Genomic DNA, 25,232 nt, shown 5'->3' with positions numbered 1-25,232 from the left:
CTGATTTGAGGGCCGACCGGGCACACGAAGGAACGCCTTCGTATAAAAAGAGGTTTTGCTATGACGATAAATTATACCTGCGCATTACGTAGCCAATTTTTCGATATCACCGAGCTGGCGGCGCGGCCAGACGACATGTTGAAGCAGAGCCGCAGCCTCAGCGATGGGCTATTGTTTATCGACGGTAGCCATATCGTCACTCTCGTGGAATGGGAGGAAGGTTGTCATTGGTTACGTCATCCGACGGACTATATCGATTATCGTGACAAACTGATTGTGCCCGGCTTTGTCGACACCCATCTGCATTATCCTCAAACCGAGATGGTCGGAGCCTGGGGAGAACAACTGCTGGAGTGGCTCCAAACCTACACCTTTCCAACGGAAAGCAAATATGCCGATAGCGACTATGCTGCCGCCATGTCTGTGTTCTTTCTCAATCAACTTCTGGCTAACGGTACGACAACGGCATTGGTGTTCGGTACCGTGCACCCGGAATCCGTAGACGCCCTGTTTCGAGCAGCGAGCCATCTTGAGATGCGCCTTATCGCAGGCAAAGTGATGATGGACAGAAATGCGCCCGCTTATCTGATCGAAACGCCGGAGCAGAGCTATCAACAAACTCGCGACCTGATTCTGCGTTGGCACAATAAAGGACGTATTAACTACGCGCTCACGCCGCGTTTCGCGCCGACCTCTTCACCGGAATTGATGCGCGCAGTGGAACAGCTACGTCAGGAATTCCCAGATGTCTGGCTACATACCCATTTAAGTGAAAACACCGATGAAGTCGCCTGGGTTAAGGCACTCTGGCCCGAACACAGCAGCTACCTCGGTGTGTATCACCATTATCAGATGACGGGCAGGCGGAGCGTATTTGCCCATGCGATTCATCTTGAGGCGTGCGAGTGGGAATGCCTGCGCGAAACAGACTCGTCGATCGCCTTCTGCCCAACGTCGAACTTATTTCTCGGCAGCGGTCTCTTCCCCTTACATACCTGTCTCGATCACGGCGTACGCGTCGGGATCGGTACGGATATCGGTGCAGGCACGACCTTTAATATGTTGCAGACACTCGGAGAAGCCTACAAGGTCACGCAGTTGCAAGGGAGCAAACTCCATGCCTGTCAGGCTTTTTATCATGCGACGCTCGGTGGCGCGCACGCCCTCGATCTCGATCGTTACATCGGCAACTTTATGCCGGGCAAAGAGGCTGACTTCGTGGTCTTGGATCTGGCCGTCAGCCCACTGCAAAAAATGCGTCTGGCGAGCTGCCATGATATCTACGAGAAGCTGTTTTTACTGATGACGCTGGGGGATGACCGCAATATCTGGCATACCTGGGTTAATGGCCACTGCGTCTGGCGTCAGGATGACGTGGAGAAAGCCGCATGATTCGCTTCTTACTTAATCAAACGCTAAAAACGTTCACGGATATCGCACCGGATACCACGGTACTCCGCTGGCTGCGCACGCAGGAAAGACGCACGGGCACCAAAGAAGGCTGTGCATCAGGAGACTGTGGTGCCTGTACCATCGTCATTGGCGAACCAACCGCAGACGGTATGGCCTACCAGACCGCCAACAGTTGCATCATGCTCATGAGCCAGCTTCACGGGAAACAGTTACTGACCGTGGAAGACCTGTCTGAAAACGGTGTGCTCCATCCGGTTCAGCAGGCCATGGCCGACTGCCATGCTTCCCAGTGTGGCTTTTGTACACCGGGTTTTGTGATGTCGGCCTTTGCGTTACAGAAAGCCGGTTGTACGGGTTCCAGACATGATATTGAACAGCAGTTAGCAGGCAACTTGTGCCGCTGTACGGGCTACCGCCCCATCATCACCGCCGCACAACAGATCTGCGGGTTAGATATCCACGATCGCTTTCGTGAACAGGCACAAAAAACCGCAGAGCAGCTCAATGCGATACGCATGGCACAGCAAGAAAACGCCCCCGATGAAGCGTGCTTACTGCCTGCAACGCTCTCGGAAATGGCGATGCTCTATCTGCGCCATCCTTCCTCGCATTTGCTAGCGGGCGGGACCGATTTAGCGCTTAACGTGACACAACACCATCGATCGTTTGAGCGCGTTATCGCCTTACATCAGGTCGAAGAACTGCAAACGATCACAATAACGGATCAGACGATCACGTTCGGTGCCGGAGTCACGCTTCAGCGCTGCCTCCATGCGCTGGAAACACGGATTCCCGCTTTCAGTCAGGCATTGGAACGCTTCGCTTCGCGCCAGATACGCAATCAGGGGACACTGGCAGGCAATCTTGCCAATGCCTCCCCCATTGGCGACGGCGCGCCGATGCTATTGGCGCTCAATGCCCATCTGGTGCTACAGCGCGGCGACCACACGCGTGAACTTCCTCTCGATCAATTTTTTCTTGCCTACCGTAAGACGGCCTTACAGATCGGCGAATTTATCCGCGACATCGTAATTCCACGCGTCAGCATTTCCCCGACATTTTCCGCCTGGAAGGTCTCCAAGCGGCGCGATGACGATATCTCCACGGTCTTTGGCGCTTTCAATATCCAGATAGAAGAAGGCCGGGTAACAGAAGCTCGCATCGGGTTTGGCGGCATGGCGGCCACCCCAGCACGCGCAAAAGCCTGTGAACAGGCCCTGTTGCATCGCCCCTTATCCGATGCGTTAGATTCCGCCTGCGCGGCACTGGCACAGGATTTCTCACCGCTCAATGATTTTCGCGGCAGCGGAGAGTATCGCCTTGCTATCGCACAAAATCTGCTGCGGCGCTACGCCTTGCAACAGCGCCACCCACACGCCGCTCTGGAGATAGACAGCTATGTTGAATAATACAGAACACCTGTCAGAACAGAGGCTGGTGGAACAGTTTCATCGTGAACTGACGGGGGGCGCAGGCCGTAGTCAGAAACATGACAGCGCGGACAAACAGGTGAGCGGTCAAGCCGACTATGTGGATGATAAGCCGACGCTGCCCGGATTATTGCACCTCTGTCCGGTGCTGAGCGAGCATGCTCACGCCCATATTCTCGATATCGACACGCAGGCCTGTCTCGCCGTGCCAGGCGTCATTCGCGTCCTCAGTTGGCAGGACGTTCCCGGTGAGCTGGATGTCGGGGCGCTGGCTCCGGGGGAACCGTTGTTCGCTAAAGAAACCGTGGAATATCACGGTCAGGTGGTGCTGACTGTGGTCGCGGAAAGCGAGCAAGCAGCACAGACCGGCGCTAACGCGGTAAACATCACTTACCAACCGCTGGAAGCCGTATTAGATGTGGAAGAGGCACTGCGACGCGAGCTGTGGGTAGAAGCACCGCATATCCATCAGCGTGGCGATGTGGATACCGCGCTGTCTCATGCACCTCACCGTATTCAGGGGCAGTTTCATATCGGCGGGCAGGAGCACTTTTATCTGGAAGGTCAGGTCGCGATGGCTCTACCGGGAGAAGATCACACCCTTCAGGTTTTTTCCTCTACGCAACACCCGACTGAGGTACAAAAACTGGTTTCATCGGTACTCGGCCTATCCATGAACAAAGTGACCGTGGATATGCGCCGCATGGGTGGAGGATTTGGCGGCAAGGAAACACAGGCGGCCAGCATCGCCTGCCACGCGGCATTGGCCGCTTATCTGACTGAGCGCCCAGCCAAGCTACGCCTGAGTCGTCGTGATGATATGCGAACAACTGGTAAACGGCACCCTTTCTTCGTGCGTTATGATGTCGGCTTTACCGATGACGGCATGCTGCACGGTGTCGCGATCGATCTGGCGGCAAACTGCGGCTACGCGCTCGATCTTTCCGGTTCTATCTGCGATCGCGCCATGTTTCATGCGGATAATGCCTACTACCTCGGCGATGCACGTATCACTGGCTATCGCTGCCGCACCCACCTGGCCTCCAATACGGCTTATCGCGGATTCGGTGGCCCACAGGGCATGGTCGCCATCGAACAAATTATGGATCGCATCGCTCGGGAATTGGGGTGCGATCCGCTAACGATCCGTAAACGCAACTATTACGGCAAGGCCGAGCGCAATGTCACGCACTACTGGCAAACGGTAGAAGACAATCCCATGCCGGAAATCACCCGACAACTGGAGCACAGCGCGGACTATCACGCACGCCGTGAAGCAATCAGCGTATTTAATGCCGCCAGCCCGGTACTCAAGCGCGGTCTGGCGCTTACGCCGGTAAAATTCGGCATTTCCTTTACGTCGAGTTTTTTAAATCAGGCGGGGGCATTAATCCTGATCTACACCGACGGCACGGTGCAGTTGAACCACGGCGGCACCGAGATGGGACAGGGGCTTAATACCAAAGTCGCGCAGGTCGTGGCTGACGTCTTGCAAATTCCTCTGGAGACGATCCAGATTATCGCTACCAATACCGGCAAAGTGCCCAACACTTCCCCGACTGCCGCGTCATCGGGGGCAGATCTGAACGGTAAAGCGGCGGAAATCGCGGCGCAAACGCTGAAAACGCGACTGACAGAGATGTTATGTCAATTGCATCACTGTGATGAGCAGAACGTCGTCTTTCGTAACGGCATTGTACAGGTGCCGGGAAAATACTTTCGCTTTGCCGATGTCGCCAATCTGGCGTGGCTGAATCAGGTTCCGCTCTCTGCGACCGGCTTTTACAAAGTTCCCGGCATTCACTACGACCGCACCGCAGGTCGGGGCCAGCCGTTTTACTATTTTGCCTACGGCGCGGCCTGCTCAGAGGTGCTGGTTGATACGCTGACTGGTGAATACCGGCTGCTGCGTACAGATATCCTGCACGATGTCGGGCAGTCATTGAATCCGGCGCTGGATATCGGTCAGATCGAGGGAGGGTTTATTCAGGGCGCAGGATGGCTGACCTGTGAAGAGCTGGTGTGGAGTCCAGACGGTCGTTTGCTCACCGATAGCCCCATGAGCTACAAAATCCCAGCCATCAGCGATATACCACCCGATTTCCGTGTGCAACTGCTGGAAAACCACGCCAACCCACAGCAGACGGTTTACCGTTCAAAAGCCGTCGGTGAACCCCCTTTTATGTTAGGCATTTCCGTCTGGTGTGCATTACAGGATGCGGTGGCTAGCGTAGCAAACTATCGTCACCATCCGCATCTTGATGCGCCAGCCACGCCTGAGCGCGTATTTTGGGGCATACAGTCGCAGCGGGAGACAGCATGAACGATGCCTGGATTAACATTCTGAGTACCTTGCACGCCCGCCATGAAGGGTGCGTCCTGCTGACGCTGCTGGGCGAGAAAGGATCCGTCCCTCGCGATGGCGGCACCAAAATGATCGTCACCCTACAGGAAAGCTGGTTGACCATCGGCGGCGGTAATCTGGAGTACCAATGCATCGCCATCGCGCGCGACATGTTAATGCAGCATGCCACACAGCCGCGCATTGAGCACTTTAATCTCGGCGCCCGAGCGGGACAGTGTTGCGGCGGCATGACCACGGTGTTGCTGGAACCGTTGATTTTGCCGCAGCCGCATATCGTGGTCTTTGGTGCCGGTCACGTTGGTCACGCGCTAGTGTCGTTACTTGCCACCCTGCCCTGCCGGGTATCGTGGGTGGATGAACGGGAAGAGATGTTTCGACAGGTGCCGCCGGGGATCGTCACCCGCCATCTTGACGATCCGCTGGATGCGGTGACAGACAGCCCCGCCGGAAGCTATTTCGTGGTGATGACGCACCATCATCCACGCGATTTAGCGCTGGCAGAGGCCATTCTGAAACGGGGCGATTATCGCTACTTTGGCCTAATAGGATCACACACAAAACGCCAGCGCTTTACCTATCAGCTAACCGGAAAAGGCATCAGTGAAGCACGGCTCGCAACCATGCGCTGTCCGGTAGGTCTGCCTGACGTTAAAGGGAAATTGCCTGCCGAAATCGCCGTGGCAATCGCTGGAGAGATTATTGCGGTCTACCATCAATCATCAACTGCCGCGGTAGGTTGACCAGGACCACGGCGAAATCAGAAACGGCAGATGATAGTGACCTCCCGAGGCGCTGAGGCGAAAATCAATCTGCGCCTCAACAAACAGCGACTCACGGTTTGCTTCGGCAAACCAGTCGCCAATAGCGGCAGTCAGACGATAGTGTCCCGCAGGCAAAGGGGCGTTGACGAACGCCGCGATACGGCCATCTTCATTAGTCACGTCCTCAGCGACAGTACACCAGCGAGTATCATCCTGTCGCTCTAAGCGTACCTTCACGCCAACAGCAGGTTGACCGACTGCGATATCCAGAATATGGGTACTTAGCGTGCTCATTCGTTAAACACTCCTTCCAGCCTCAATAGGGTGATTTCGCGTAGTTGTTTCAGTGCCTCCTGCGTCTCTTGCTCAGGCGTATTTTGCAGTCGTCGCTCCAATATATGCAGTATGTCCTCCGCGCTACGCCCTTTGGCGCGAACAAGAAACACATAACCAAACTGCGCTTCATAACGGGCATTGCCCTCGCACAATGCCTGTTTAAGTGCCGCATCGTCATGGTTGACCGCCGCCTGCTCTTGTCGCGACAGTTCCGCTTCCTGCGTGCCGCTCGCCGCTTTTTCGCCAATACGCGGATGGGTACGGAGCGCCAACATCAGATCTTCAGCGTGCCAGTCGTGGCTCACCCGCATTCCGGTATCCAGCACGTCTGCAATATGCCGGTAAGGTCGCCCCTGTACAACCTGTTTGACCCAACGGGTCAGCGCCACGCAGGGCAACAGCAGCGCTTCCGCGTCTTTCTCGTTCAATTGATTAAAGTGCTCAAGTGAAACCATTTCCCCCTCCATCAACCTCAATCCATTATTCGCGTCTTATCCCGCGACGTCATAGTTCAATGACTTGCACAAAGTACGCCACTTTCATTTGGGTACGGAAAAATAGGGATGCGGAAAGGCGTATTCCCCCACTCGAGGCGTAATAACAACAAGACGCCCCTCACCGGGATAACGCCTCCTTCTCGCTGTTGTTCAGCCATTACGCAGAAATTCACCGCAACAAACGTTTCACGCCCCCTTGTTGCGCAATGTGACAACAATGTTGCACCCATGTTGTGCAATAAACGCACGCCACATGCGTTTATCTCGCCTTTTTATCGAGCTTAACCCGTGAATACAAACTGGTACTAAAGTTGCAAGAAAAACACATATTGATACAAACGTTGCAGGCTGGCGACAGCCAACGGAACAGATGAGCCAGAGGAATAGTGATGAAAGCGACAATCATTGGTGCAGGTATTGGTGGCATAAGCGCAGCGGTAGCTTTAAAAAAGGTGGGTATCACCTGTGAGGTATTTGAAGCGGTTCGCGACATTAAACCGGTCGGCGCCGCGATTTCCGTCTGGCCGAACGGCGTTGCCTGCATGAACCATTTAGGGATGGGCGACATCATGAAACGCTTCGGCGGCCCGATGCACTACATGGCCTATCAGGATTACCGTGACGGGCAAACGATGACCCGTTTTAGCCTGAACGCATTGGTCGAGCAGGTTGGCGAACGCCCTTATCCTATCGCCCGCGCCGAACTGCAAGCCGAGATGCTGGATTTCTGGGGACGGGATACCGTGCAGTTTGGCAAACGCGTTGAACGCGTAGCGCAGAATGAACACGGCGTTACCGCCTGGTTTACCGACGGCACCAGTACGCACAGCGATATCTTAATCGCCGCCGACGGCACGCACTCTACGCTCCGGCCGCATGTGCTGGGCTACACACCGGAACGTCGCTACGCCGGGTATGTGAACTGGAATGGTCTGGTAGACATTGATGAACGCATCGCCCCCGCAAACCAGTGGACCACCTTTGTCGGAGAAGGCAAGCGCGTCTCTCTCATGCCCGTTTCTGACGGTCGATTCTACTTCTTTTTCGATGTGCCGCTTCCTCTGGGATTAGCGGAGGATCGCACCACGGTACGCTCCGACCTACTGCGCTATTTCTCCGGCTGGACACCACAGGTGCAACGGTTAATCGCCGCGATCAATCCTGAAACGACCAACAGAATCGAAATTCACGATATCGAACCTTTTCCTCAATTAGTCCGTGGTCGGGTCGCGCTGCTGGGCGATGCAGGCCATAGCACGACGCCAGATATCGGTCAGGGCGGCTGTGCTGCGCTGGAAGATGCCGTGGTGTTGGGGGAAACATTGCAACATTGCGCCGCGAATCAGGCCGATATTGAGGCTGCCCTGCTGCGCTATGAGTCGCTGCGTAGTACACGCGTCAAGGAACTGGTGCTTAAAGCGCGTAAACGCTGCGATATCACCCACGGCAAAGACAGCGCACTGACGCAAGCCTGGTATGACGAACTACGCACGGAAACCGGCGAACGCATTATCGCAGGGCTGTGCGATATCGTGCGCGGCGCCCCACCCTGCATTCAAAAATAAATCCCCTAACGTCCACTATTGAGGAATCTGCGATGCTGTCTACGTTATCAAAGCTACACCAATTAAGCGCTACCGCTCTGCTTTCGTGCTCACTCCTGCTTTCTCAGGCGCAGGCGGCTGAGCCGGTAAAAGTTAAATTTTCTCTGGACTGGCGCTTTGAAGGGCCTTCCGCTCCTTTCCTGATGGCGAAAGCAAAGGATTATTTTGCGCAGGAAGGCTTGGATGTACAGATCGATTCGGGTAACGGTTCTGCGGGCGCGGTGACGCGCGTGGCGACCGGCGCTTACGATATGGCTTTCGCGGATGTGAATGCGCTGATTGAGCAAGAGTCACAGCATCCCGGAACCGGAATCAAAGGCGTATACATGCTGTATAACACCACGCCAGCCGCTATTTTCCTGCTAAAAAGCAGTGGCGTGACAGAGCCGAAAGCGCTGGCAGGCAAAACCATTGCCGCCCCCGTCTTTGATGCCGGACGTAAAGCCTGGCCAGCCTTTGCGAAAAAGGTGGGGCTGAATAAAGACGCTGTGACCTGGCAATCTTCCGATCCCACCGTGACACCGAATCTGCTGGTACGTAAAAATGTGGATGCGATTGCCGGTTTCTATTTTACCAGCCTGCTCAATCTGGAAGCGCGCGGTGCCAAAGCGGACGATCTGGTGATCTTCCCTTATGCCCAGTACGGCGTCGATCTCTACGGCAATAGCATTATCGTCAGCAAAAACATGCAGGAAAACCACCCAGAGGCGATTAAAGCCTTCCTGAGAGCCTTCAACAAAGCGGTAAAAGAAACATTGGCCGACCCTGCGGCTGCGGTGCAATACGTTAAAGCACAGGATTCATTGATTAACACCCAACTGGAAACGCGACGTTTGCAAATGGCGTTTGACCAGTTAGTCGTCACGCCAGAGAACAAAAAGATCGGGCTTGGCGATGTCGATCCCGCGCGCATGCAGCGTTCTATTACCGAGGTGGTAGAGGCCTTTGGCCTGAAAAACACGCCTGATATGTCAGCCATATTTACTTCTGCATTCATCCCGCCACGTGCGGAACGTGATGTCCCCTAAACACTTCAGGTGGTGGTGAATGAGCTTCGTTAAATTTGAGAAAGTCAGCCTGGGCTACAACAGCAGCCAATTGGCGATCAAAGAGATCGACTTCAGTATTGAAGAAAATGAGTTTGTCGCACTAGTCGGCCCGTCAGGCTGCGGCAAATCAACGTTTATGAAGCTGACTTCCGGGTTGATTTCCCCAACGGAAGGCTATGTCTTCGTCAATAACCGTGAGGTTGCCGGGCCGCAGAAGTGCGTCGGTATGGCATTTCAGGCGTCGAATTTACTCCCCTGGCGCACCACGCTGGAGAATGTCATGTTGCCCATGGAGATCGTGGAGCCGTACCGCTCCACCTTCCGGGCGAAACGACGTGAATATGAGCAACAGGCACGTGACTTACTGAAACGGGTAGGATTGTCTGGATGCGAACACAAATATCCGTGGGAGTTATCGGGAGGAATGCAGCAGCGTGCATCGATTTGCCGGGCATTGATTCATAAGCCGCGCCTGCTGATGCTGGATGAGCCCTTTGGCGCACTCGATGCCTTCACTCGTGAAGAGCTGTGGTGCATGGTGCGCGATCTCTGGCAGGAAGAACCGTTTACCGTGGTGCTGGTGACGCACGATCTACGCGAGGCCGTCTTTCTGGCGGATACCGTCTACGTCATGAGCACGCGCCCTGGACAGATTCTGGCACGCCGCGAGATCGACTTGCCTCGCCCGCGCGATCTCCAGATTACCTACACCGATACGTTTTCCCGCTATGTATTTGAACTGCGTGAACATATCTCTTCACAACGCCATACCTAAAGGAGAACGCCTCGCTATGTCACGTGCAACACTGATAAGACTCGCCCCCTGGGGACTTCTGCTGTTACTGGGCGGGATCTGGCAAATGCTGGTGGTCGGATTAGAGGTGCCAAGCTACCTCTTTCCTTCATTAAGCGACGTCTACCGTTCGCTCATCACCGACTGGCAGCCTATCGCCGCCCACTCGCTGCAAACCCTTTATACTACGCTAGTGGGTTTTGCACTGGCGGTCGTCGTGGGGGTGTTGCTAGGCGTCGCCGTCGGAGCGTCGTCACTGGTTTACAAAGCAGTTTATCCGCTGCTGGTCGGGTTTAACTCTATCCCCAAAGTGGCGTTTGTTCCGGTACTGGTCGTCTGGTTTGGCATTGGCACCATACCGGCCATCGCGACCGCCTTTCTCATCTCTTTTTTCCCTATCGTTGTCAATGTGGCAACGGGTTTGGCAACCGTGGAACCCGAAATGGAAGACGTTTTGCGTTCACTCGGCGCTTCCCGTCTCGATATACTGAAAAAAGTCGGTTTGCCTCGCTCTCAGCCCTATTTCTTTGCGTCGTTAAAAGTGGCTATCACGCTGGCATTTGTCGGCTCGGTGATTTCGGAAACGGTCGCGTCCAATTTAGGCATTGGTTACTTGATGATGTCGGCCAGCTCCAATATGAACATGGCGCTCGTCTTCGCCGGGTTACTGGTTATCGGAGCCATGGGCGTCGTGATGTATGAAATCTTCGCTTTTATCGAGAAGAAAATGACGCATTGGGCACACCGCGGGTAAAAACCACGGACCAAATACGCATTGGCTATCTGTGAAACGTTCTCTCCGAGAGTGCGGCTAGGGTGATATCCCTGTAGCCGCACGATCATACCGCGCCCATTCAGTCCCCCCTAAAACGGCTCTTCCTCACGCATTGCCAGAATACGTATATATTATCCATGCTACTACAGGCGTGATAATCAGCCACAACACCATCAAGGATCAGATAAATATGACTTTTTCTCTCTCTTCCCGCTTTTCTGTGCTCACTGCTCTTATCGCGGGTATCCCTGCTTTGGCCGTTGCCACAACGCTCGCCGATAGCACTTTCTCTCATAAAGACTGGGAAGTGGTCTGTGATAACACGCTGACGTGCCGAGCCGCAGGTTACTCGTCAGAAGAACAGTATGCGGGAGAAGAGAACGATGTTCCCGGCGTTTCACTGCTTCTTACGCGTCATGCCGGGCAGAATACGCCAATAGCGGCAGACGTCATGGTCGCAGAGGTATATCAGGCGATACCTAAAGGCACCCCACTCACGCTAACCGTTGATGGCGCGAATAAAGGCCTGCTCACGCCAATCAAAGACAATCTCTGGCAGCTCAATGAGAAGCAAATACCTATCGTATTACAGGCACTAAAAGGAAGCGGGAAAGTGGCTTTTCGCCACAATGGCGTCGTATCCGAGCTGTCTGGAGCCGGAGCTTACGCGGTGCTGTTAAAGATGGATGAGAAACAAGGTCGTATCGGCACACCGGACGCCATCACCAAAACAGGAAATAAAAGTAGTGCGTTATCTGCCGTCGCCGCCCCCGTCATCTACGCAGCAGTCGCGAAGCAGGAGCCATCACGGACTCTGACAGACGCAGAACAGTCGGCTATCCAGCCTAAACTGCTTAAAACGCTCAATGATGATTGCGATAGATTGCACCCGCAGGATGGTCAAAAAGCGGAGCCTATTGAACTTACTCCTCTAAATGACAGCCACTCCCTACTCAGCACACTTTGCTGGCGCGCGGCGTATAACGAAGGCTACGCCTACTGGGTCATCGATAACGCCATGCAGACGCAACCGCAGCTTGTAACGATAGATGGCACAGATTACGAAAACGGTGAAATTACCTCTGTGCATAAGGGGCGCGGACTCGCAGACTGCATGAGCTATGAATCCTGGACATGGGATGGCAAAACATTCCAGCAAAGCAGCGTATCGACCACTGGTTCATGCCGCATGATCCAACTCGGTGGCACCTGGGATTTACCGAGTTGGACGACGACGGTGATTAAAGCGGGGAAGTGAAACGTTGATTGGATCGCCGCAAACTTTTACCTGCGGCGTTTCTGGCTCATTCCACCTGAAGAGGCAAAGATGCCATCCATTAGAAATGTTTCGGGAACAATCAATAATGCCGTCAGCGCCACTGGCCCTTGCACGATCTGCGTTAACCCATGAACCTGGAACTAACCCGCTCCCGATCGCCTCCCGCCAAGAACCATTCGACGTTTGCGGATTAATTCCCAAAAGTCGAGAGGTCTCCTCATTCCGCTGATCAAGCACCCATGCATCGGTAACGCTAATCGGGATACTTACACTACGCACTAGGGTATCGATTTTGATAGACGCGGTTTTCGCCTGAACGACTCAGTATTCGCGCTAAGCCTTGTCATTACTGGGTTTTGTTGAGTTTGGAGAACTGAGGAGGTATTTTTGGAGCGAGTGAAGGGAATCGAACCCTCGTATGCAGCTTGGGAAGCTGCCGTTCTACCATTGAACTACACTCGCACGGGGAAGCGCGTGGCATTATAGCGCTATGCCGTTGCCGAGCAAGTAAAAAACCCGGCAAAGCGCTGATTTTTTACCCGGTTATGCAGCTGTTGAGAGCGGCAGAAACAGCGTCTCATAACCATTGGAAATAACGTGCCAGGCAAAGTAGGCAAAGAGCAGCGCAGAGATCAGGCTGCAATAGAATGAGATCCGTTCTTTCAGCAGGCGCTGACCGTACTTTACCAGCACGGCAAGGAAGAACGTCCACAGTATGCCGCCAACGAAAAAGCCCAACAGAAACAGACTGATCATGAAGGCTGAGCCATCAGTAGACTGCGCAATAATCGTGCCGCCGATCGCCGCAAACCACAGTAACGCCGTCGGTGACGCCAGCGCCATGCCGACGCCGCTGAGAAACTCGGTATACCGCGCGGGTGGCGCAGTAAAATCCGCCGCATTCGCTGTCGCAGACAGGTCGGCGAAGCGTTTAACCTGATAGTCTCGCCATGCCGCACGCGCCATACTGAACGTCATCCAGACCAGAATCAGTCCCCCGCCAATCCATAGCACCCAGCGCACAGGCGTCAGGTTAAAGACCACCGCCAACCCCAGCACCGACAGCGTCGCATAAAACAGATCGCCGAAGCAGGAACCCAGCCCGATATAAAATGCCGAACGCGCCCCGTGCCGCAGCCCACGGTTAATAATCGCAGTATTGACCATTCCCAGATCGAGACAAAGTGACAGGGACAGCAGTATCCCCGTGAAGACAACTAACAGCATGGTATTCCCTTCGAGCGTTAAGCAATTAAGGCGAGTGTAGAGCCCAAAGGAAACCCTGTATTGTCAAAAATTGATACGACGGAACTGCCCCGGCGTCATCGCGTTATAGCGGTTGAAGGCTTTAGTGAAATGCGCCTGATCGGCAAACCCAACATCGCCCGCAACCTGACTAATCGCCGTGCCCTGCCGCAGCAGTTCTCGCGCTTTACACATACGTCGCTGCATCAGCCATGCCAGCGGCGGCAGCCCGACCGCCTGATTAAATGAGCGCACCAGATGGGCGACCGACAGGTTCTCCTGCTGCGCGAGCTGGTCGAGCGTGGGGACATCGCTGAGATCGTTCAGCAAGCCGTCTTTGATCCGCGTGATCCGCTCAGCTTCTTTGACCTGACCCTGAGACGGAACATGATGTTGGTTTTCCATCAACCCTGCGAGCAGCAGGATAATGCGCTCCTGACGCGTGCTATCGTCCAAATCAGAGGTGACCATCTGTTTTAATTCGGATGCCAATTGCGCCGACGGGTTCCAGCCCCGTGAGAAGCGAAAGGTTTGGTGGAAATAATGCTCGAATGCCCGTGGGTGAACGTACAGCGAGGCACATTGCCAACGGTCAAGCGCGTTGTCACTGCCCTGTAGCTGATCGGGGTTGTAGGTCGTCACCATATCGTTGGTGGCAACGAAGGTCTCTCCATCCAGCCAGACCGTTTCCAATCCGCTGAGATTGGCGCTGATGACGAACTCATCGTGCGTATGCCGTGGAAAACTGCGGCCGTTGGTCAACAATGCCAGTTCGAACCAGGCATCGCGGTACGTCATCATGATGAGGGTTCCCACAGTGAATGAATGCCTGAAAATAGCATCTTCCGTCATCAGACAACAATCACAGAATGCGCGGGGAAAATCGCGATGATGAGATGCCGGATAGCCCCCATAAAAAAACCGGTGCAGTGGCACCGGTTTAAAAGGTTCAGCTAAAGCAGACTTACTTCTGCGGACGCATCGCAGGGAACAGGATAACGTCGCGGATGGTGTGGCTGTTCGTGAACAACATCACCATACGGTCGATACCAATCCCCAGACCCGCAGTTGGCGGCAGGCCGTGTTCCAGCGCGGTCACGTAGTCTTCGTCGTAGAACATCGCTTCGTCATCGCCCGCATCTTTGGCATTCACCTGCTGAGCAAAACGCTCTGCCTGATCTTCAGCATCATTCAGCTCGGAGAAGCCATTACCGATTTCACGGCCGCCGATGAAGAACTCAAAGCGATCGGTGATTTCTGGATTCTGATCGTTACGACGCGCCAGCGGTGACACTTCAGCCGGATATTCGGTGATAAAGGTCGGTTGAATCAGGCTGCTTTCTGCCGTTTCTTCGAAGATCTCGGTCACGATGCGGCCCAGACCCCAGCTTTTCTCGATCTTGATGCCCAGAGACTGGGCGATCGCGGTCGCTTTCTCCAGATCGTCCAGATCGGCAACGTTGGTTTCAGGACGGTATTTGCAGATCGCTTCGCGCATCGTCAGCTTCTCGAACGGCTTACCGAAGTCGAATGTCTGGTCGCCGTATTCCACCGTCGTCGAGCCCAGCACGTCCTGTGTCAGCGTACGGAACAGGTTTTCCGTCAGCACAATCAGGTCTTTATAATCGGCATACGCCATATAAAGTTCCATCATGGTGAATTCAGGGTTGTGACGCGGGGAAACGCCTTCGTTACGGAAGTTACGGTTGATCTCGAACACACGTTCAAAACCACCCACAACCAGACGCTTCAGGTACAGTTCCGGTGCGATACGCAGGTACATGTCGATGTCCAGCGCGTTATGGTGCGTGATGAACGGACGGGCAGACGCGCCGCCAGGGATCACCTGCATCATCGGCGTTTCGACTTCCATGAAGCCGTTATCCACCATGAAGCTACGGATCGCCGCCATCACTTTGGAACGGATGCGGAAGGTATTGCGAGATTCATCGTTAGCGATCAGATCCAGATAGCGCTGACGATAACGCGTTTCCTGATCGGCCAGACCGTGGAATTTATCCGGCAGCGGACGCAGCGCTTTGGTCAACAGACGCAGCTCGGTGCAGTGGATAGACAGCTCGCCCGTTTTGGTTTTGAACAGCTTACCGCGCGCGCCGAGAATATCGCCCAAATCCCACTTCTTGAACTGCTCGTTATAGATGCCTTCCGCCAGATCGTCGCGGGAAACATACAGCTGAATGCGACCGCCAACGTCCTGCAAGGTCACGAAAGAGGCTTTACCCATGATGCGACGGGTCATCATACGACCCGCAACAGTCACTTCGATGCCCAGTTCTTCCAGCTCTTCGTTCTCTTTGGCATCGAACTCAGCGTGCAGACGATCGGACGTGCTGTCACGGCGGAAATCATTCGGGAAGGCAATCCCGGTTTCACGCAGCGCCACCAGCTTTTCACGACGCGTTTTTAATTCGTTATTCAGATCTTGCGCCTGATCGGCACCCTGTGATTGTGATTCAGCCATGTGAATTCTTATAACCCCGCTTTTAAACTTGCTTCAATAAATTTGTCCAGATCGCCATCCAGTACAGCCTGAGTGTTACGTGTTTCCACCCCGGTACGTAAGTCTTTGATGCGCGAATCATCCAGAACATAGGAACGAATCTGGCTGCCCCAGCCGATGTCAGATTTGTTGTCTTCCATCGCCTGTTTCTCAGCATTTTTCTTTTGCATCTCAAACTCGTACAGCTTCGCTTTCAGCTGCTTCATCGCCTGATCTTTGTTTTTATGCTGGGAACGGTCATTCTGACACTGCGTGACAATGTTGGTCGGAATATGGGTAATACGCACCGCGGATTCTGTCCGGTTAACGTGCTGACCACCCGCACCCGATGCGCGGTACACGTCAATACGCAGGTCGGCTGGATTGATTTCGATATCGATATCGTCCTCAACTTCCGGGTAGACAAACGCGGAGCTGAATGAGGTGTGGCGGCGGCCGCCGGAATCGAACGGGCTCTTACGCACCAGGCGGTGTACGCCGGTTTCGGTACGCAGCCAGCCAAATGCATAGTCACCGATGATCTTGATGGTGGCAGATTTCGTCCCCGCCACGTCACCGTCTGACTCTTCAATAATTTCGGTTTTAAACCCTTTGGCTTCCGCCCAACGCAGGTACATACGCACCAGCATGCTGGCCCAGTCCTGCGCTTCCGTACCGCCAGAACCCGCCTGAATATCCAGGTAGCAATCCGCGCTGTCGTACTGGCCGGAGAACATGCGACGGAATTCAAGCTGGGCTAATTTATTTTCCAGCGCGTCTAGTTCTACCGAGGTTTCATTAAAGGTGTCTTCGTCGTCTTCTTCCACTGCGAGCTCAAGCAGACCATTCACATCTTCCAGCCCCTGAGCCAGTTGATCGATGGTGTCGACGATAGCTTCCAGCGAAGAGCGTTCTTTTCCCAATGCCTGAGCGCGTTCAGGCTCATTCCAGACATCAGGCTGTTCCAGCTCGGCGTTTACTTCTTCAAGGCGTTCTTTCTTGGCATCATAGTCAAAGATACCCCCGAAGAACGGCGCTACGTTCAGACAGATCCTGAATGCGGTTTTTTACCGGATTAATTTCAAACATGATTTTTTATATTCTTACGTTAAGTCGTTGACAACGGAATGATGTAACCCGCCATTCTAGCGGATAAAACGCCCGGTTTATAGACTTTCTGCCCACCGTATGTGGTTCACGCGCGCGGCCACAGATGTTGGATCATCAATTGCACCGAGCGTTTACCGCGAAACTCGTTAATATCCAGCCGGTACACCATTTCGACTTCTTTAATGCTCGGATCCGGCCAGAGGGTGGTATCGACATTGAACGCAATGCCATCTAACAGCGGCACAGCGCCTGTTGCGCCTATCGGCTCAAACATCGCTTTCAAATGGCGTTCTTTCAGCAGACGCGGTTGCAGAATACGGAAGCAACCATCAAACGTCGGCTCGGGAAATGACTGACCCCACGGCCCCGCGTAGCGCAGCATTTCTGCCGTCGATAACAAATCCAGCTCCGGCAGAGCCAGTTCACCATCAGACCAGACAACGCCTTCAAGCTGCGACGGATCGAGCCATTCGCCAACCAGTTCGCCGAAGCGCTGACGGAAATCGTCGAACCGATCTTCATGTAGCGATAGCCCTGCCGCCATCGCGTGTCCGCCGAATTTGTCCATCATACCGGGGTACAGCGTATCCAGCCGCTCCAGCGCATCACGCAGGTGCAGACCGGAAATGGAGCGCCCTGAGCCTTTCAGCATGCCGTCGCCCGCAGGTGCAAAGGCAATCACAGGTCGATGAAAGCGTTCTTTAATGCGCGAAGCCAGAATACCAACGACGCCCTGGTGCCACTCCGGGTGATACATCGCCAGCCCGTAGGGCAGCTCAGTACGAGTACGCTCCAACGACTCACACAGGCGCAGCGCTTCTGCCTGCATTCCCTGTTCGATCTCCCGCCTGTCCTGATTCATGTCATTCAGTTCGTTGGCAAGGAGGCGTGCTTGTACGATGTCATCGCTGAGCAGCAGCTCAACACCGATTTTCATGTCGTGTAATCGACCGGCGGCGTTCAATCGTGGCCCAAGCGCAAAGCCTAAATCACTGGAGACCAATTGGCTGGCATCGCGGTTAGCTACTTCCAGCAGCGCACGAATGCCCGGACGACACTCGCCCGCACGAATGCGGTTCAGCCCCTGTGCAACCAGAATTCGGTTATTGGCATCCAGCGGCACCACGTCAGCTACCGTGCCCAGCGCGACCAGATCCAGTAATTCGGTGAGGTTCGGCTTCGCTAGCCCCTGTTGCGTAAACAAAGGTTGCGAAAACCAATCGCTATCACGCAGGCGCACGAACAGCGCCATCATCAGATAAAACGCGACGCCCACCCCCGCCAGCGCCTTGGAGGGAAACTGACAGTCAGGCAAATTGGGGTTAATTATAGCGTCAGCAGCAGGCAAGATTTCACCCGGCAGGTGGTGATCGGTCACCAGCACCGCGATACCGCGCCGATGCGCATCCTCTACTCCCGCGTGAGAAGAGATCCCGTTATCAACGGTCACAATCACTTCCGCACCCAGCGCAGCAGCCTGTGCCACCACTTCCGGGCTTAGCCCGTAGCCGTTTTCAAAACGATTCGGCACCAGATATTTCACGTTCACGCCGCCCATACTGCGCAACGCTAATACGGTGAGCGCGGTGCTGGTGGCACCATCGGCATCAAAGTCACCAACGATGACGATGCAGCGCTTCTCTGCCAGCGTGTGTTGCAGCAGATCAATCGCTTTATCAATGCCGCTAAGCAAACGGTAATCGAGTAAACCACCTAGGCGATGTTCCAGCTCCTGAGCTGCTTTAACGCCGCGCTGCGCATAAAGGCGGCGCAGCAAAGGCGGAACGGAGTCAGGTAAATCAATGTCCTCCGCCAGCGGACGCCGACGGAGTTGGGTAATCATATCCACGTAGTATCAACCGCCGGTTTTCTTCGAGGCTTTGTGTGCTTCCAGCATCGCCAGCATCTCTTTCGGCCCTTGATATCCTGGTACAACCATACCGTCTTGCAGCACGATAGCAGGAGTGCCCTGCACGCCAAACTGTATGCCCAGTTGGTAATGCGCGGCGATATCGGTTTTGCACGTTGCTGCCGAAATCGCGTCGCCCTTCATTGCGCTATCAAACGCTTTATTGCGATCGGCTACGCACCAGATGGACTGCATATCTTTCGCTGCCGGCGATTTCATGCCCTGACGCGGGAAAGCCAGATAGCGCACGGTAATGCCCAGCGCGTTGTAATCTTTCATCTGTTCATGCAGTTTGTGGCAATAGCCGCAGGTGATGTCGGTGAACACGGTGATAACGTGTTTTTCCTGCGCGGCTTTATAAACAATCATCTGTTCCTGTAACGCATCCAGCTTTCCGATCAGGATTTTATTAGTGGTGTTGACTGGCATAGTACCGCTCACGTCATAAAGCGGGCCTTGCAGCAAATGCTTGCCGTCTTCACTGATGTACAACACGCCGCTATCGGTAATGACGGTTTTCATACCCGCCAGCGGCGAAGGCAGGATTTCCGCCCCTTGCATATCCAGACGCGTCAACGTCTGCTTGATCGCAGCATCATCGGCATGGGCAAAATTGGTCGCCGTGGCCACCAGCAAAGAAAGCAGTAATAACCCTTTTTTCATTTCATCAATCCTGTGTTTTCGCAACATGGTTCGTAGCAAAATAGCATTGCACCAATGTGCTGTGATAGTGAACGGGGTGTCCCGTCAGTCAGATAACATCCTGTTACTCTGTATAATGACTCGATTGGTTACGCTATCCCTATGCGCGCGGATGGTGCTGCTGATGCAGCTGTTTCAGCCGCTCCGTCGCGACATGGGTGTAAATCTGTGTCGTGGAAAGGTCACTGTGCCCCAAGAGCATCTGTACGACCCGTAAATCCGCGCCGTGGTTCAATAAATGGGTCGCAAACGCGTGACGCAAGACGTGCGGCGACAGCTTTTCGCTGTCGATGGACGCCAGTACCGCATAGTGCTTGATTCGATGCCAGAACGTCTGGCGTGTCATTTGCCGTGCGCGACTGCTGGGAAACAGCACATCCAGCGTCTGCCCATTCAGCAGCCACGGGCGACCATGTTCCAGATAATACTCGATCCAGTACACCGCTTCTTCACCGAGCGGCACCAGCCGTTCTTTATTGCCTTTCCCGAGTACGCGTACCACGCCCTGCCGCAGGCTGACATCGCTCATCGTCAAACTAACCAGTTCGGAAACACGTAGCCCCGTCGCATACAATACCTCAAGCATGGCCTTATCACGTAATTCCAGCGGTTGCTCAATGCTTGGCGCGTTGAGCAACGTATCAACCTGCACCTCGCTCAAATCTTTGGGTAGACGCTGTGGCAGTTTTGGCGATGACAGCACGGCGCTCGGATCGTCGCTGCGCAGCTTTTCCCGATAAAGGTACTGAAAGAAGCGGCGCATCGCGCTCAATAAACGAGCCGAACTGGTCGCCTTGTAGCCCCCCTCGACTCTGTCAGCGAGAAACGCCTGAAGATCGAGCGACTGCACCTGTAGGAAACCATTCTCATGATGGGCAAGCCACTCCGCGAGCGTGCGCAGATCCAGCCGATAAGAGGCCAGCGTATTCTCTGCCAGATTTCTTTCCAGCCACAGCGCATCGAGAAACTGCTCGATAAGCGCCTGATCGTGTTCTTGCATCGCCGTGTCCTTCTTCGCTGATTGGCAATATTATGCCGATGAAGCGGCGACTTTACACCTTCATCAAGTCCGCCAGCTCTCGCAAACAGAATTGTGTGCGATCTCACATATTCCGTGAACCTCAACATCGCCATAACATTCTCCGGCAAAAATACGGCCGTGGCACATTATATTTTATGTATCGACAATATATCGGAACAGGCTCCTTGAAGCCGCATATCTACTGGCATTGACCTTACTGAATCAACGTTGAAAAGCCGATTTTTCTGTGCGTAGAATGGCTGTTCGTGTTGTTAAAATAAAGAAACATTATGCAAGCCACTACCATCACTCCCACTCTCGATGCCGAAGCGGAAGCACCACCCGTAAATTCACGCAATAAAGTGATTGTTGCGTCATTAATTGGCACCGCTATCGAATTTTTCGATTTTTACATCTACGCTACCGCCGCGGTGCTGATTTTCCCGCATATTTTCTTCCCACAAGGCGATCCGACTGCTGCGACGCTACAGTCGCTCGCAACCTTTGCGATTGCCTTTGTGGCTCGTCCTATTGGCTCGGCAGTCTTCGGTCACTTTGGTGACCGCGTCGGACGTAAAGTCACGCTGGTCGCTTCTCTGCTTACCATGGGAATTTCAACCGTTCTGATTGGGCTGTTACCGACCTACGAAACCATTGGTATTCTTGCACCGATTCTGCTGGCACTGGCACGCTTCGGCCAGGGGCTGGGGCTGGGCGGTGAATGGGGCGGCGCGGCGCTGCTGGCGACCGAAAATGCCCCATCCCATAAACGTGCGCTGTATGGGTCGTTCCCCCAGCTTGGCGCGCCGATTGGCTTCTTCTTCGCTAACGGCACCTTCCTACTGTTGTCCTGGCTACTGACAGAAGAGCAGTTCATGACCTGGGGCTGGCGCGTGCCGTTCGTCGCGTCCGCTGCGCTGGTGCTCGTTGGCCTGTATGTCCGTATATCTCTGCATGAAGCCCCGGTCTTTACCAAAGCGGTCAAAGCCGGTAAACAGGTGCGTATGCCGCTAGGCACGTTGCTCAGCAAGCATATGAAAGTCACGATCCTCGGCACCTTCATCATGCTGGCGACCTACACGCTGTTCTACATCATGACCGTGTACTCCATGACGTACGGTACGGCACCAGAACCTAAGGGGCTTGGCTTTTCACGTAATAGTTTCCTGTTGATGCTGATGATCGCAGTGATCGGCTTTGGCCTGATGGTGCCAGTAGCGGGCTACCTAGCGGATGCTTTTGGCCGCCGTAAGACCATGATTACCATCACCTGTCTCATGATCGTCTTTGCTATGCTGTTCCCTTACATGCTCGGTTCCGGTAATCAGGCACTGGTGATGGGCTTCCTGGTGTTGGGTCTGAGCATCATGGGGCTGACGTTCGGCCCGATGGGTGCCCTGCTGCCGGAGTTGTTCCCGACGGAAGTGCGCTACACCGGCGCGTCATTTTCCTATAACGTCTCGTCGATTCTGGGCGCATCAGTCGCTCCCTATATCGCCGCATGGCTGACGGCCAACTACGGCCTGTTCTACGTTGGCGTTTATCTGGCGGCCATGGCATCACTGACGCTGATTGCACTGCTGGCGACCAAAGAAACGCGTCACCAGTCTCTGGGGTAATTTCCCTTCAGTGGGGGCTACGGCCCCCACTGCGCCTATCCTTTTTCACGATGACACCAAACCGTTCCCCCCGCTTAGATCATAACTTCTCGTTATTATCACTTTGATACATTTTCGCATTTACCAGGCTAATCAAGTGATGTATACCAACAGGCCTGTCGATGTAACAATCAAATTAGGATGCGAAAATGTTTTCAAAACATTATGACGTTGAGGACAGTCATATCGACTTTCAGGGAGTCGTCGACGGCCTCTACTACCCGTTTTACATGGAGTGGACACGCCATGCTTTCATGAAAGAGGCGCTGGGCATTGATATTGAAGAAGAGTTCAAGCAGGGAAAGATTTACATGGTACTTGAGTACACGCTGCGCTTCCGTAAAAGCCTGCAAAAAGGCGATCAATTAGAAGTGACCTGCCAGTTGGAAAAGAACGAAAAACGTAATCGCGTCAATTTCGTTCAGCAAATCAAGGTTGGTGGCGTCACTTACGCAGAAGCTACGTTTGTCGCCACTTGCCTGACTAATGGTCGCCCCTCAATGCCGGACGCGGTAGTGAATGCGCTAGCGCTTTAAACATCCGTGCTGTCATGGTTTCTCTTCATTAGCACATCCATTTATATGGCTAGTGTGCTAATGGAGAGAACCCTGAATATTGTAATGCGAGATGAACTTCCTTCTGAAATCATTCCCTTGAAACACAGTCCTTTTCTCATCCACTTAAGCCAATCGCTCTGCACCGCGTGTTTCACCAGCGATTGTAAAAGACCTCAATATCATCGAATATGGCACCTATTGCCTGTTTTCTGCTGCACACAAGCGAGGGACTTGCCACATTTGGGCCGCCACGCCACAGTGCAGAGATTGAATCAACGCATTGATTGTAGAAAATAATTAAATCATGGATTTATAGATAGTATGAAAATTGGTCTGTTTTACGGCTCAAGCACCTGCTACACCGAAATGGCGGCAGAAAAAATTCGCGACATTCTGGGCGAAGAACTGGTGGATCTGCACAACGTTAAGGACGTCGATCCTCAACGAATGGAAGATTACAGTACGCTGATTCTCGGCATCCCAACCTGGGATTTCGGTGAGATTCAGGAAGACTGGGAGAACATCTGGGGTCAATTAGCGACGCTAAACCTCAAAGGCAAAGTCGTCGCGCTCTACGGTATGGGTGACCAGCTTGGCTATAGCGAATGGTTCCTTGATGCACTGGGCATGCTGCATGACCAACTGCTGCCGCTGGGTGTCACATTCGTTGGATACTGGCCGACAGAAGGCTATGATTTCATCAGTCCGAAACCGCTGACTGCCGACGGCAAACACTTTGTCGGACTGGCGCTGGACGAAGTGAACCAATACGATCTTAGCGATGAACGGCTGGAACAGTGGTGCGAACAGATCCTGCAAGAGATGGCGTCACTACTGTAAAGAGTATGAACCGACGGGAGTAAGCACGATGAAAATATTACTCATAGCAGTCACAGGATTGTTGCTTGCCGGGTGTGCTCAAACAGGCACGCAAGAATACGCCAGAAATCTGGGCGGGAAATGCGATGTACCGCAATATTACGATATCGATTTCTCCAGGTTTGATGAGACAGCCCAGCAAATCGCGCACGCGACGGGCTGCGGCATCATCACCGATACCACGCTGACTGGCGCGATTAAGCCGCATCCCGTTAAAGGTTATCTAACCAGGCGGGAAGCCGTGTTTATGGCGATTCAGGGGACGTCGCTGAAGGTGACCCAGCAGGAACCGGATACGGTTACCGTTGAATAAAACCTTCACAGATATCTTTGCGACAACGCTCTGTGAAGGTTGATGTTCGTGAAGAGTAAAGCAGCTTAGCGCTTTTGTAACCAGCGGGTACGCGCAGCGGTATCAAGGAAGCTCCACGCGACAAAGCGGCTTTGCTTCTGGCCTTGCGCCATATCTATCGTTCTGACCTTTTCCGCGTCAACCGCTTCCAGCGCACGGTAAATCTCCGGCAGGTTCTCTTTACGTGACACCAGCGACGTAAACCACAGACACTGACGGGCAAAACCGGCGCTCTCTTTGATCATCTGACCAATGAAAGCTGACTCACCACCTTCACACCACAGCTCATCCTGCTGGCCGCCAAAATTCAGCGGTGAGCGCTTATCCAGCCCCAGATTATGGAGTTTGCGCTGCGATCCTTGACGGGCATCCTCCGCAGAAGCATGGAACGGAGGATTACACATGACGGCATCAAACGTGTCGTTTTTATGAATGATGCCTGCCAGTATTGCTTTGCTGTTTTTCTGACGGCGCAGACGAATCGACCGATTCAAACCGGGATTGGCTTCAATCGTCTCATTGGCCGCTTTCATCGCTTGTGGATTAATTTCGCTACCGGTAAAACGCCAGCCGTACTCGCGATGCCCAATCAGCGGATAAATGCAGTTAGCGCCGCAGCCGACATCCAGCACGGACGCATCGCGCGGCACAACCGAACGGTTATCTTCTGCCAGCAAGTCAGCCAGATGGTGAATATAATCGGCACGGCCGGGAATCGGCGGGCACAGAAAACCGTCTGGAATCGTCCAGTGTTCAATCTGATAAAAATGTTGCAACAGCGCCTGATTCAGCGCTTTCACCGCCTCGGGATTGGCAAAATCCACTGACTCATCGCCGTAGGCATTCACAGTGACAAAGGGAGTCAGCGCAGGATAGCTCTGTTTGAGCGCGGGAAAATCATAACGATCGCGATGGCGATTACGAGGATGCAGACCATTTTTTTGCACTGCGGGCTTAGTCATCAGTATATCCAATCAATTTTAAAGCACGGCCACAC

The 25,232-nt window shown here is 53.8% G+C and carries 23 protein-coding genes and 1 tRNA gene; 13 read left to right on the top strand and 11 right to left on the bottom strand.

Annotated features, from left to right (window positions below; all coding sequences use genetic code 11):
- The first annotated feature begins 60 nt into the window (after positions 1 to 60).
- Genes guaD through xdhC form a run of 4 tightly spaced genes read left to right on the top strand, consistent with a single transcriptional unit; the run spans position 61 to position 5,948 of the window.
- Positions 61 to 1,392 carry a guanine deaminase gene (guaD, locus tag KKH3_RS02385; RefSeq protein WP_039355434.1) on the top strand — a complete coding sequence of 444 codons (1,332 nt, stop codon included), beginning with the start codon at positions 61 to 63 and terminating at the stop codon, positions 1,390 to 1,392.
- Complete coding sequence (gene xdhA / locus KKH3_RS02380) at positions 1,389 to 2,822, top strand: xanthine dehydrogenase small subunit (protein WP_039355432.1); 1,434 nt, start codon at positions 1,389 to 1,391, stop codon at positions 2,820 to 2,822. Before guaD ends, xdhA begins: the two co-directional genes overlap by 4 nt.
- Positions 2,812 to 5,166 (top strand): xanthine dehydrogenase molybdopterin binding subunit, encoded by a 2,355-nt coding sequence (gene xdhB, locus KKH3_RS02375; protein ID WP_039355430.1) that lies wholly within the window; start codon positions 2,812 to 2,814, stop codon positions 5,164 to 5,166. The genes xdhA and xdhB overlap by 11 nt, the downstream gene beginning before the upstream one ends.
- On the top strand, positions 5,163 to 5,948 hold the full coding sequence (xdhC, locus tag KKH3_RS02370) for a xanthine dehydrogenase accessory protein XdhC (protein ID WP_039355428.1): 786 nt from the start codon (positions 5,163 to 5,165) through the stop codon (positions 5,946 to 5,948). The genes xdhB and xdhC overlap by 4 nt, the downstream gene beginning before the upstream one ends.
- Here xdhC and uraH read toward each other — a convergent pair.
- A complete protein-coding gene (gene uraH / locus KKH3_RS02365; protein ID WP_039355426.1) occupies positions 5,928 to 6,263 on the bottom strand; it encodes a hydroxyisourate hydrolase in 336 nt (111 codons plus the stop codon). The genes xdhC and uraH overlap by 21 nt on opposite strands.
- Complete coding sequence (gene uraD, locus KKH3_RS02360; RefSeq protein ID WP_039355424.1) at positions 6,260 to 6,760, bottom strand: 2-oxo-4-hydroxy-4-carboxy-5-ureidoimidazoline decarboxylase; 501 nt, start codon at positions 6,758 to 6,760, stop codon at positions 6,260 to 6,262. The genes uraH and uraD overlap by 4 nt, the downstream gene beginning before the upstream one ends.
- Positions 6,761 to 7,191: 431 nt before the next feature.
- Between uraD and hpxO the strand changes: the two genes are divergently transcribed.
- From hpxO to KKH3_RS02335, 5 genes are all read left to right on the top strand, one after another.
- Entirely contained in the window at positions 7,192 to 8,367 is a 1,176-nt protein-coding gene (gene hpxO, locus KKH3_RS02355; RefSeq protein ID WP_039355421.1) for an FAD-dependent urate hydroxylase HpxO, read from the top strand.
- A gap of 32 nt (positions 8,368 to 8,399) precedes the next feature.
- The gene (locus KKH3_RS02350; protein ID WP_039355419.1) at positions 8,400 to 9,434 is read left to right on the top strand and encodes an ABC transporter substrate-binding protein; all 1,035 of its coding nucleotides are present in this window, start codon (positions 8,400 to 8,402) and stop codon (positions 9,432 to 9,434) included.
- Between the two features lie 19 nt (positions 9,435 to 9,453).
- On the top strand, positions 9,454 to 10,230 hold the full coding sequence (locus KKH3_RS02345) for an ABC transporter ATP-binding protein (protein ID WP_039355418.1): 777 nt from the start codon (positions 9,454 to 9,456) through the stop codon (positions 10,228 to 10,230).
- Between the two features lie 16 nt (positions 10,231 to 10,246).
- Positions 10,247 to 11,002, top strand: a complete 756-nt coding sequence (locus KKH3_RS02340; RefSeq protein WP_039355417.1) for an ABC transporter permease — start codon at positions 10,247 to 10,249, stop codon at positions 11,000 to 11,002.
- 211 nt (positions 11,003 to 11,213) lie between these two features.
- Positions 11,214 to 12,281 carry a DUF1176 domain-containing protein gene (locus tag KKH3_RS02335; protein WP_052201279.1) on the top strand — a complete coding sequence of 356 codons (1,068 nt, stop codon included), beginning with the start codon at positions 11,214 to 11,216 and terminating at the stop codon, positions 12,279 to 12,281.
- Between the two features lie 409 nt (positions 12,282 to 12,690).
- On the opposite strand, the gene KKH3_RS02330 is transcribed toward KKH3_RS02335, so the two are convergent.
- The 8 genes from KKH3_RS02330 to xerD form a co-directional block, all read right to left on the bottom strand.
- Positions 12,691 to 12,764, bottom strand: a tRNA-Gly gene (locus KKH3_RS02330).
- An 81-nt stretch (positions 12,765 to 12,845) separates the two neighbouring features.
- Positions 12,846 to 13,529, bottom strand: coding sequence for a LysE family translocator (locus KKH3_RS02325; protein ID WP_039355415.1), 684 nt, complete (start codon positions 13,527 to 13,529; stop codon positions 12,846 to 12,848).
- A 63-nt stretch (positions 13,530 to 13,592) separates the two neighbouring features.
- A complete protein-coding gene (locus KKH3_RS02320; protein WP_039355414.1) occupies positions 13,593 to 14,348 on the bottom strand; it encodes an AraC family transcriptional regulator in 756 nt (251 codons plus the stop codon).
- Positions 14,349 to 14,511: 163 nt separating this feature from the next.
- Positions 14,512 to 16,029: a lysine--tRNA ligase gene (gene lysS / locus KKH3_RS02315; protein ID WP_039355413.1), complete on the bottom strand. Its 1,518-nt coding sequence runs from the start codon at positions 16,027 to 16,029 to the stop codon at positions 14,512 to 14,514.
- A gap of 8 nt (positions 16,030 to 16,037) precedes the next feature.
- Positions 16,038 to 17,136 (bottom strand): peptide chain release factor 2 gene (prfB, locus tag KKH3_RS02310; protein ID WP_139338604.1). Its coding sequence is split into 2 segments (ribosomal slippage): positions 16,038 to 17,060 and positions 17,062 to 17,136, totalling 1,098 coding nucleotides; the frame shifts between segments, so codons are not numbered across the junction.
- Positions 17,137 to 17,242: 106 nt separating this feature from the next.
- Positions 17,243 to 19,006, bottom strand: coding sequence for a single-stranded-DNA-specific exonuclease RecJ (recJ, locus tag KKH3_RS02305; RefSeq protein WP_181939643.1), 1,764 nt, complete (start codon positions 19,004 to 19,006; stop codon positions 17,243 to 17,245).
- Positions 19,007 to 19,012: 6 nt separating this feature from the next.
- Positions 19,013 to 19,729, bottom strand: a complete 717-nt coding sequence (gene dsbC / locus KKH3_RS02300; RefSeq protein WP_039355410.1) for a bifunctional protein-disulfide isomerase/oxidoreductase DsbC — start codon at positions 19,727 to 19,729, stop codon at positions 19,013 to 19,015.
- A gap of 139 nt (positions 19,730 to 19,868) precedes the next feature.
- On the bottom strand, positions 19,869 to 20,768 hold the full coding sequence (gene xerD / locus KKH3_RS02295) for a site-specific tyrosine recombinase XerD (protein WP_039355409.1): 900 nt from the start codon (positions 20,766 to 20,768) through the stop codon (positions 19,869 to 19,871).
- Between the two features lie 311 nt (positions 20,769 to 21,079).
- Here xerD and KKH3_RS02290 point away from each other — a divergent pair, with 311 nt between their 5' ends.
- The 4 genes from KKH3_RS02290 (at position 21,080) to KKH3_RS02275 (ending at position 24,196) form a co-directional block, all read left to right on the top strand.
- Positions 21,080 to 22,408, top strand: a complete 1,329-nt coding sequence (locus KKH3_RS02290) for an MFS transporter (protein ID WP_039355408.1) — start codon at positions 21,080 to 21,082, stop codon at positions 22,406 to 22,408.
- A 188-nt stretch (positions 22,409 to 22,596) separates the two neighbouring features.
- The gene (locus KKH3_RS02285) at positions 22,597 to 22,983 is read left to right on the top strand and encodes an acyl-CoA thioesterase (protein ID WP_039355407.1); all 387 of its coding nucleotides are present in this window, start codon (positions 22,597 to 22,599) and stop codon (positions 22,981 to 22,983) included.
- A 342-nt stretch (positions 22,984 to 23,325) separates the two neighbouring features.
- Complete coding sequence (gene fldB / locus KKH3_RS02280; RefSeq protein WP_039355405.1) at positions 23,326 to 23,844, top strand: flavodoxin FldB; 519 nt, start codon at positions 23,326 to 23,328, stop codon at positions 23,842 to 23,844.
- A gap of 28 nt (positions 23,845 to 23,872) precedes the next feature.
- A complete protein-coding gene (locus KKH3_RS02275; protein WP_039355403.1) occupies positions 23,873 to 24,196 on the top strand; it encodes a hypothetical protein in 324 nt (107 codons plus the stop codon).
- Between the two features lie 65 nt (positions 24,197 to 24,261).
- Here the strand turns inward: KKH3_RS02275 and rlmF are convergent, their stop codons facing one another.
- The gene (rlmF, locus tag KKH3_RS02270) at positions 24,262 to 25,197 is read right to left on the bottom strand and encodes a 23S rRNA (adenine(1618)-N(6))-methyltransferase RlmF (protein WP_039355401.1); all 936 of its coding nucleotides are present in this window, start codon (positions 25,195 to 25,197) and stop codon (positions 24,262 to 24,264) included.
- Between the last annotated feature and the right edge of the window lie 35 nt (positions 25,198 to 25,232).

The sequence above is a fragment of the Pectobacterium actinidiae genome (assembly GCF_000803315.1).
GTDB classification, from domain to species: Bacteria; Pseudomonadota; Gammaproteobacteria; order Enterobacterales; family Enterobacteriaceae; genus Pectobacterium; species Pectobacterium actinidiae.
Note: the sequence above shows the minus strand (reverse complement) of the source record. Positions and strands in the feature narration are given on the sequence as shown.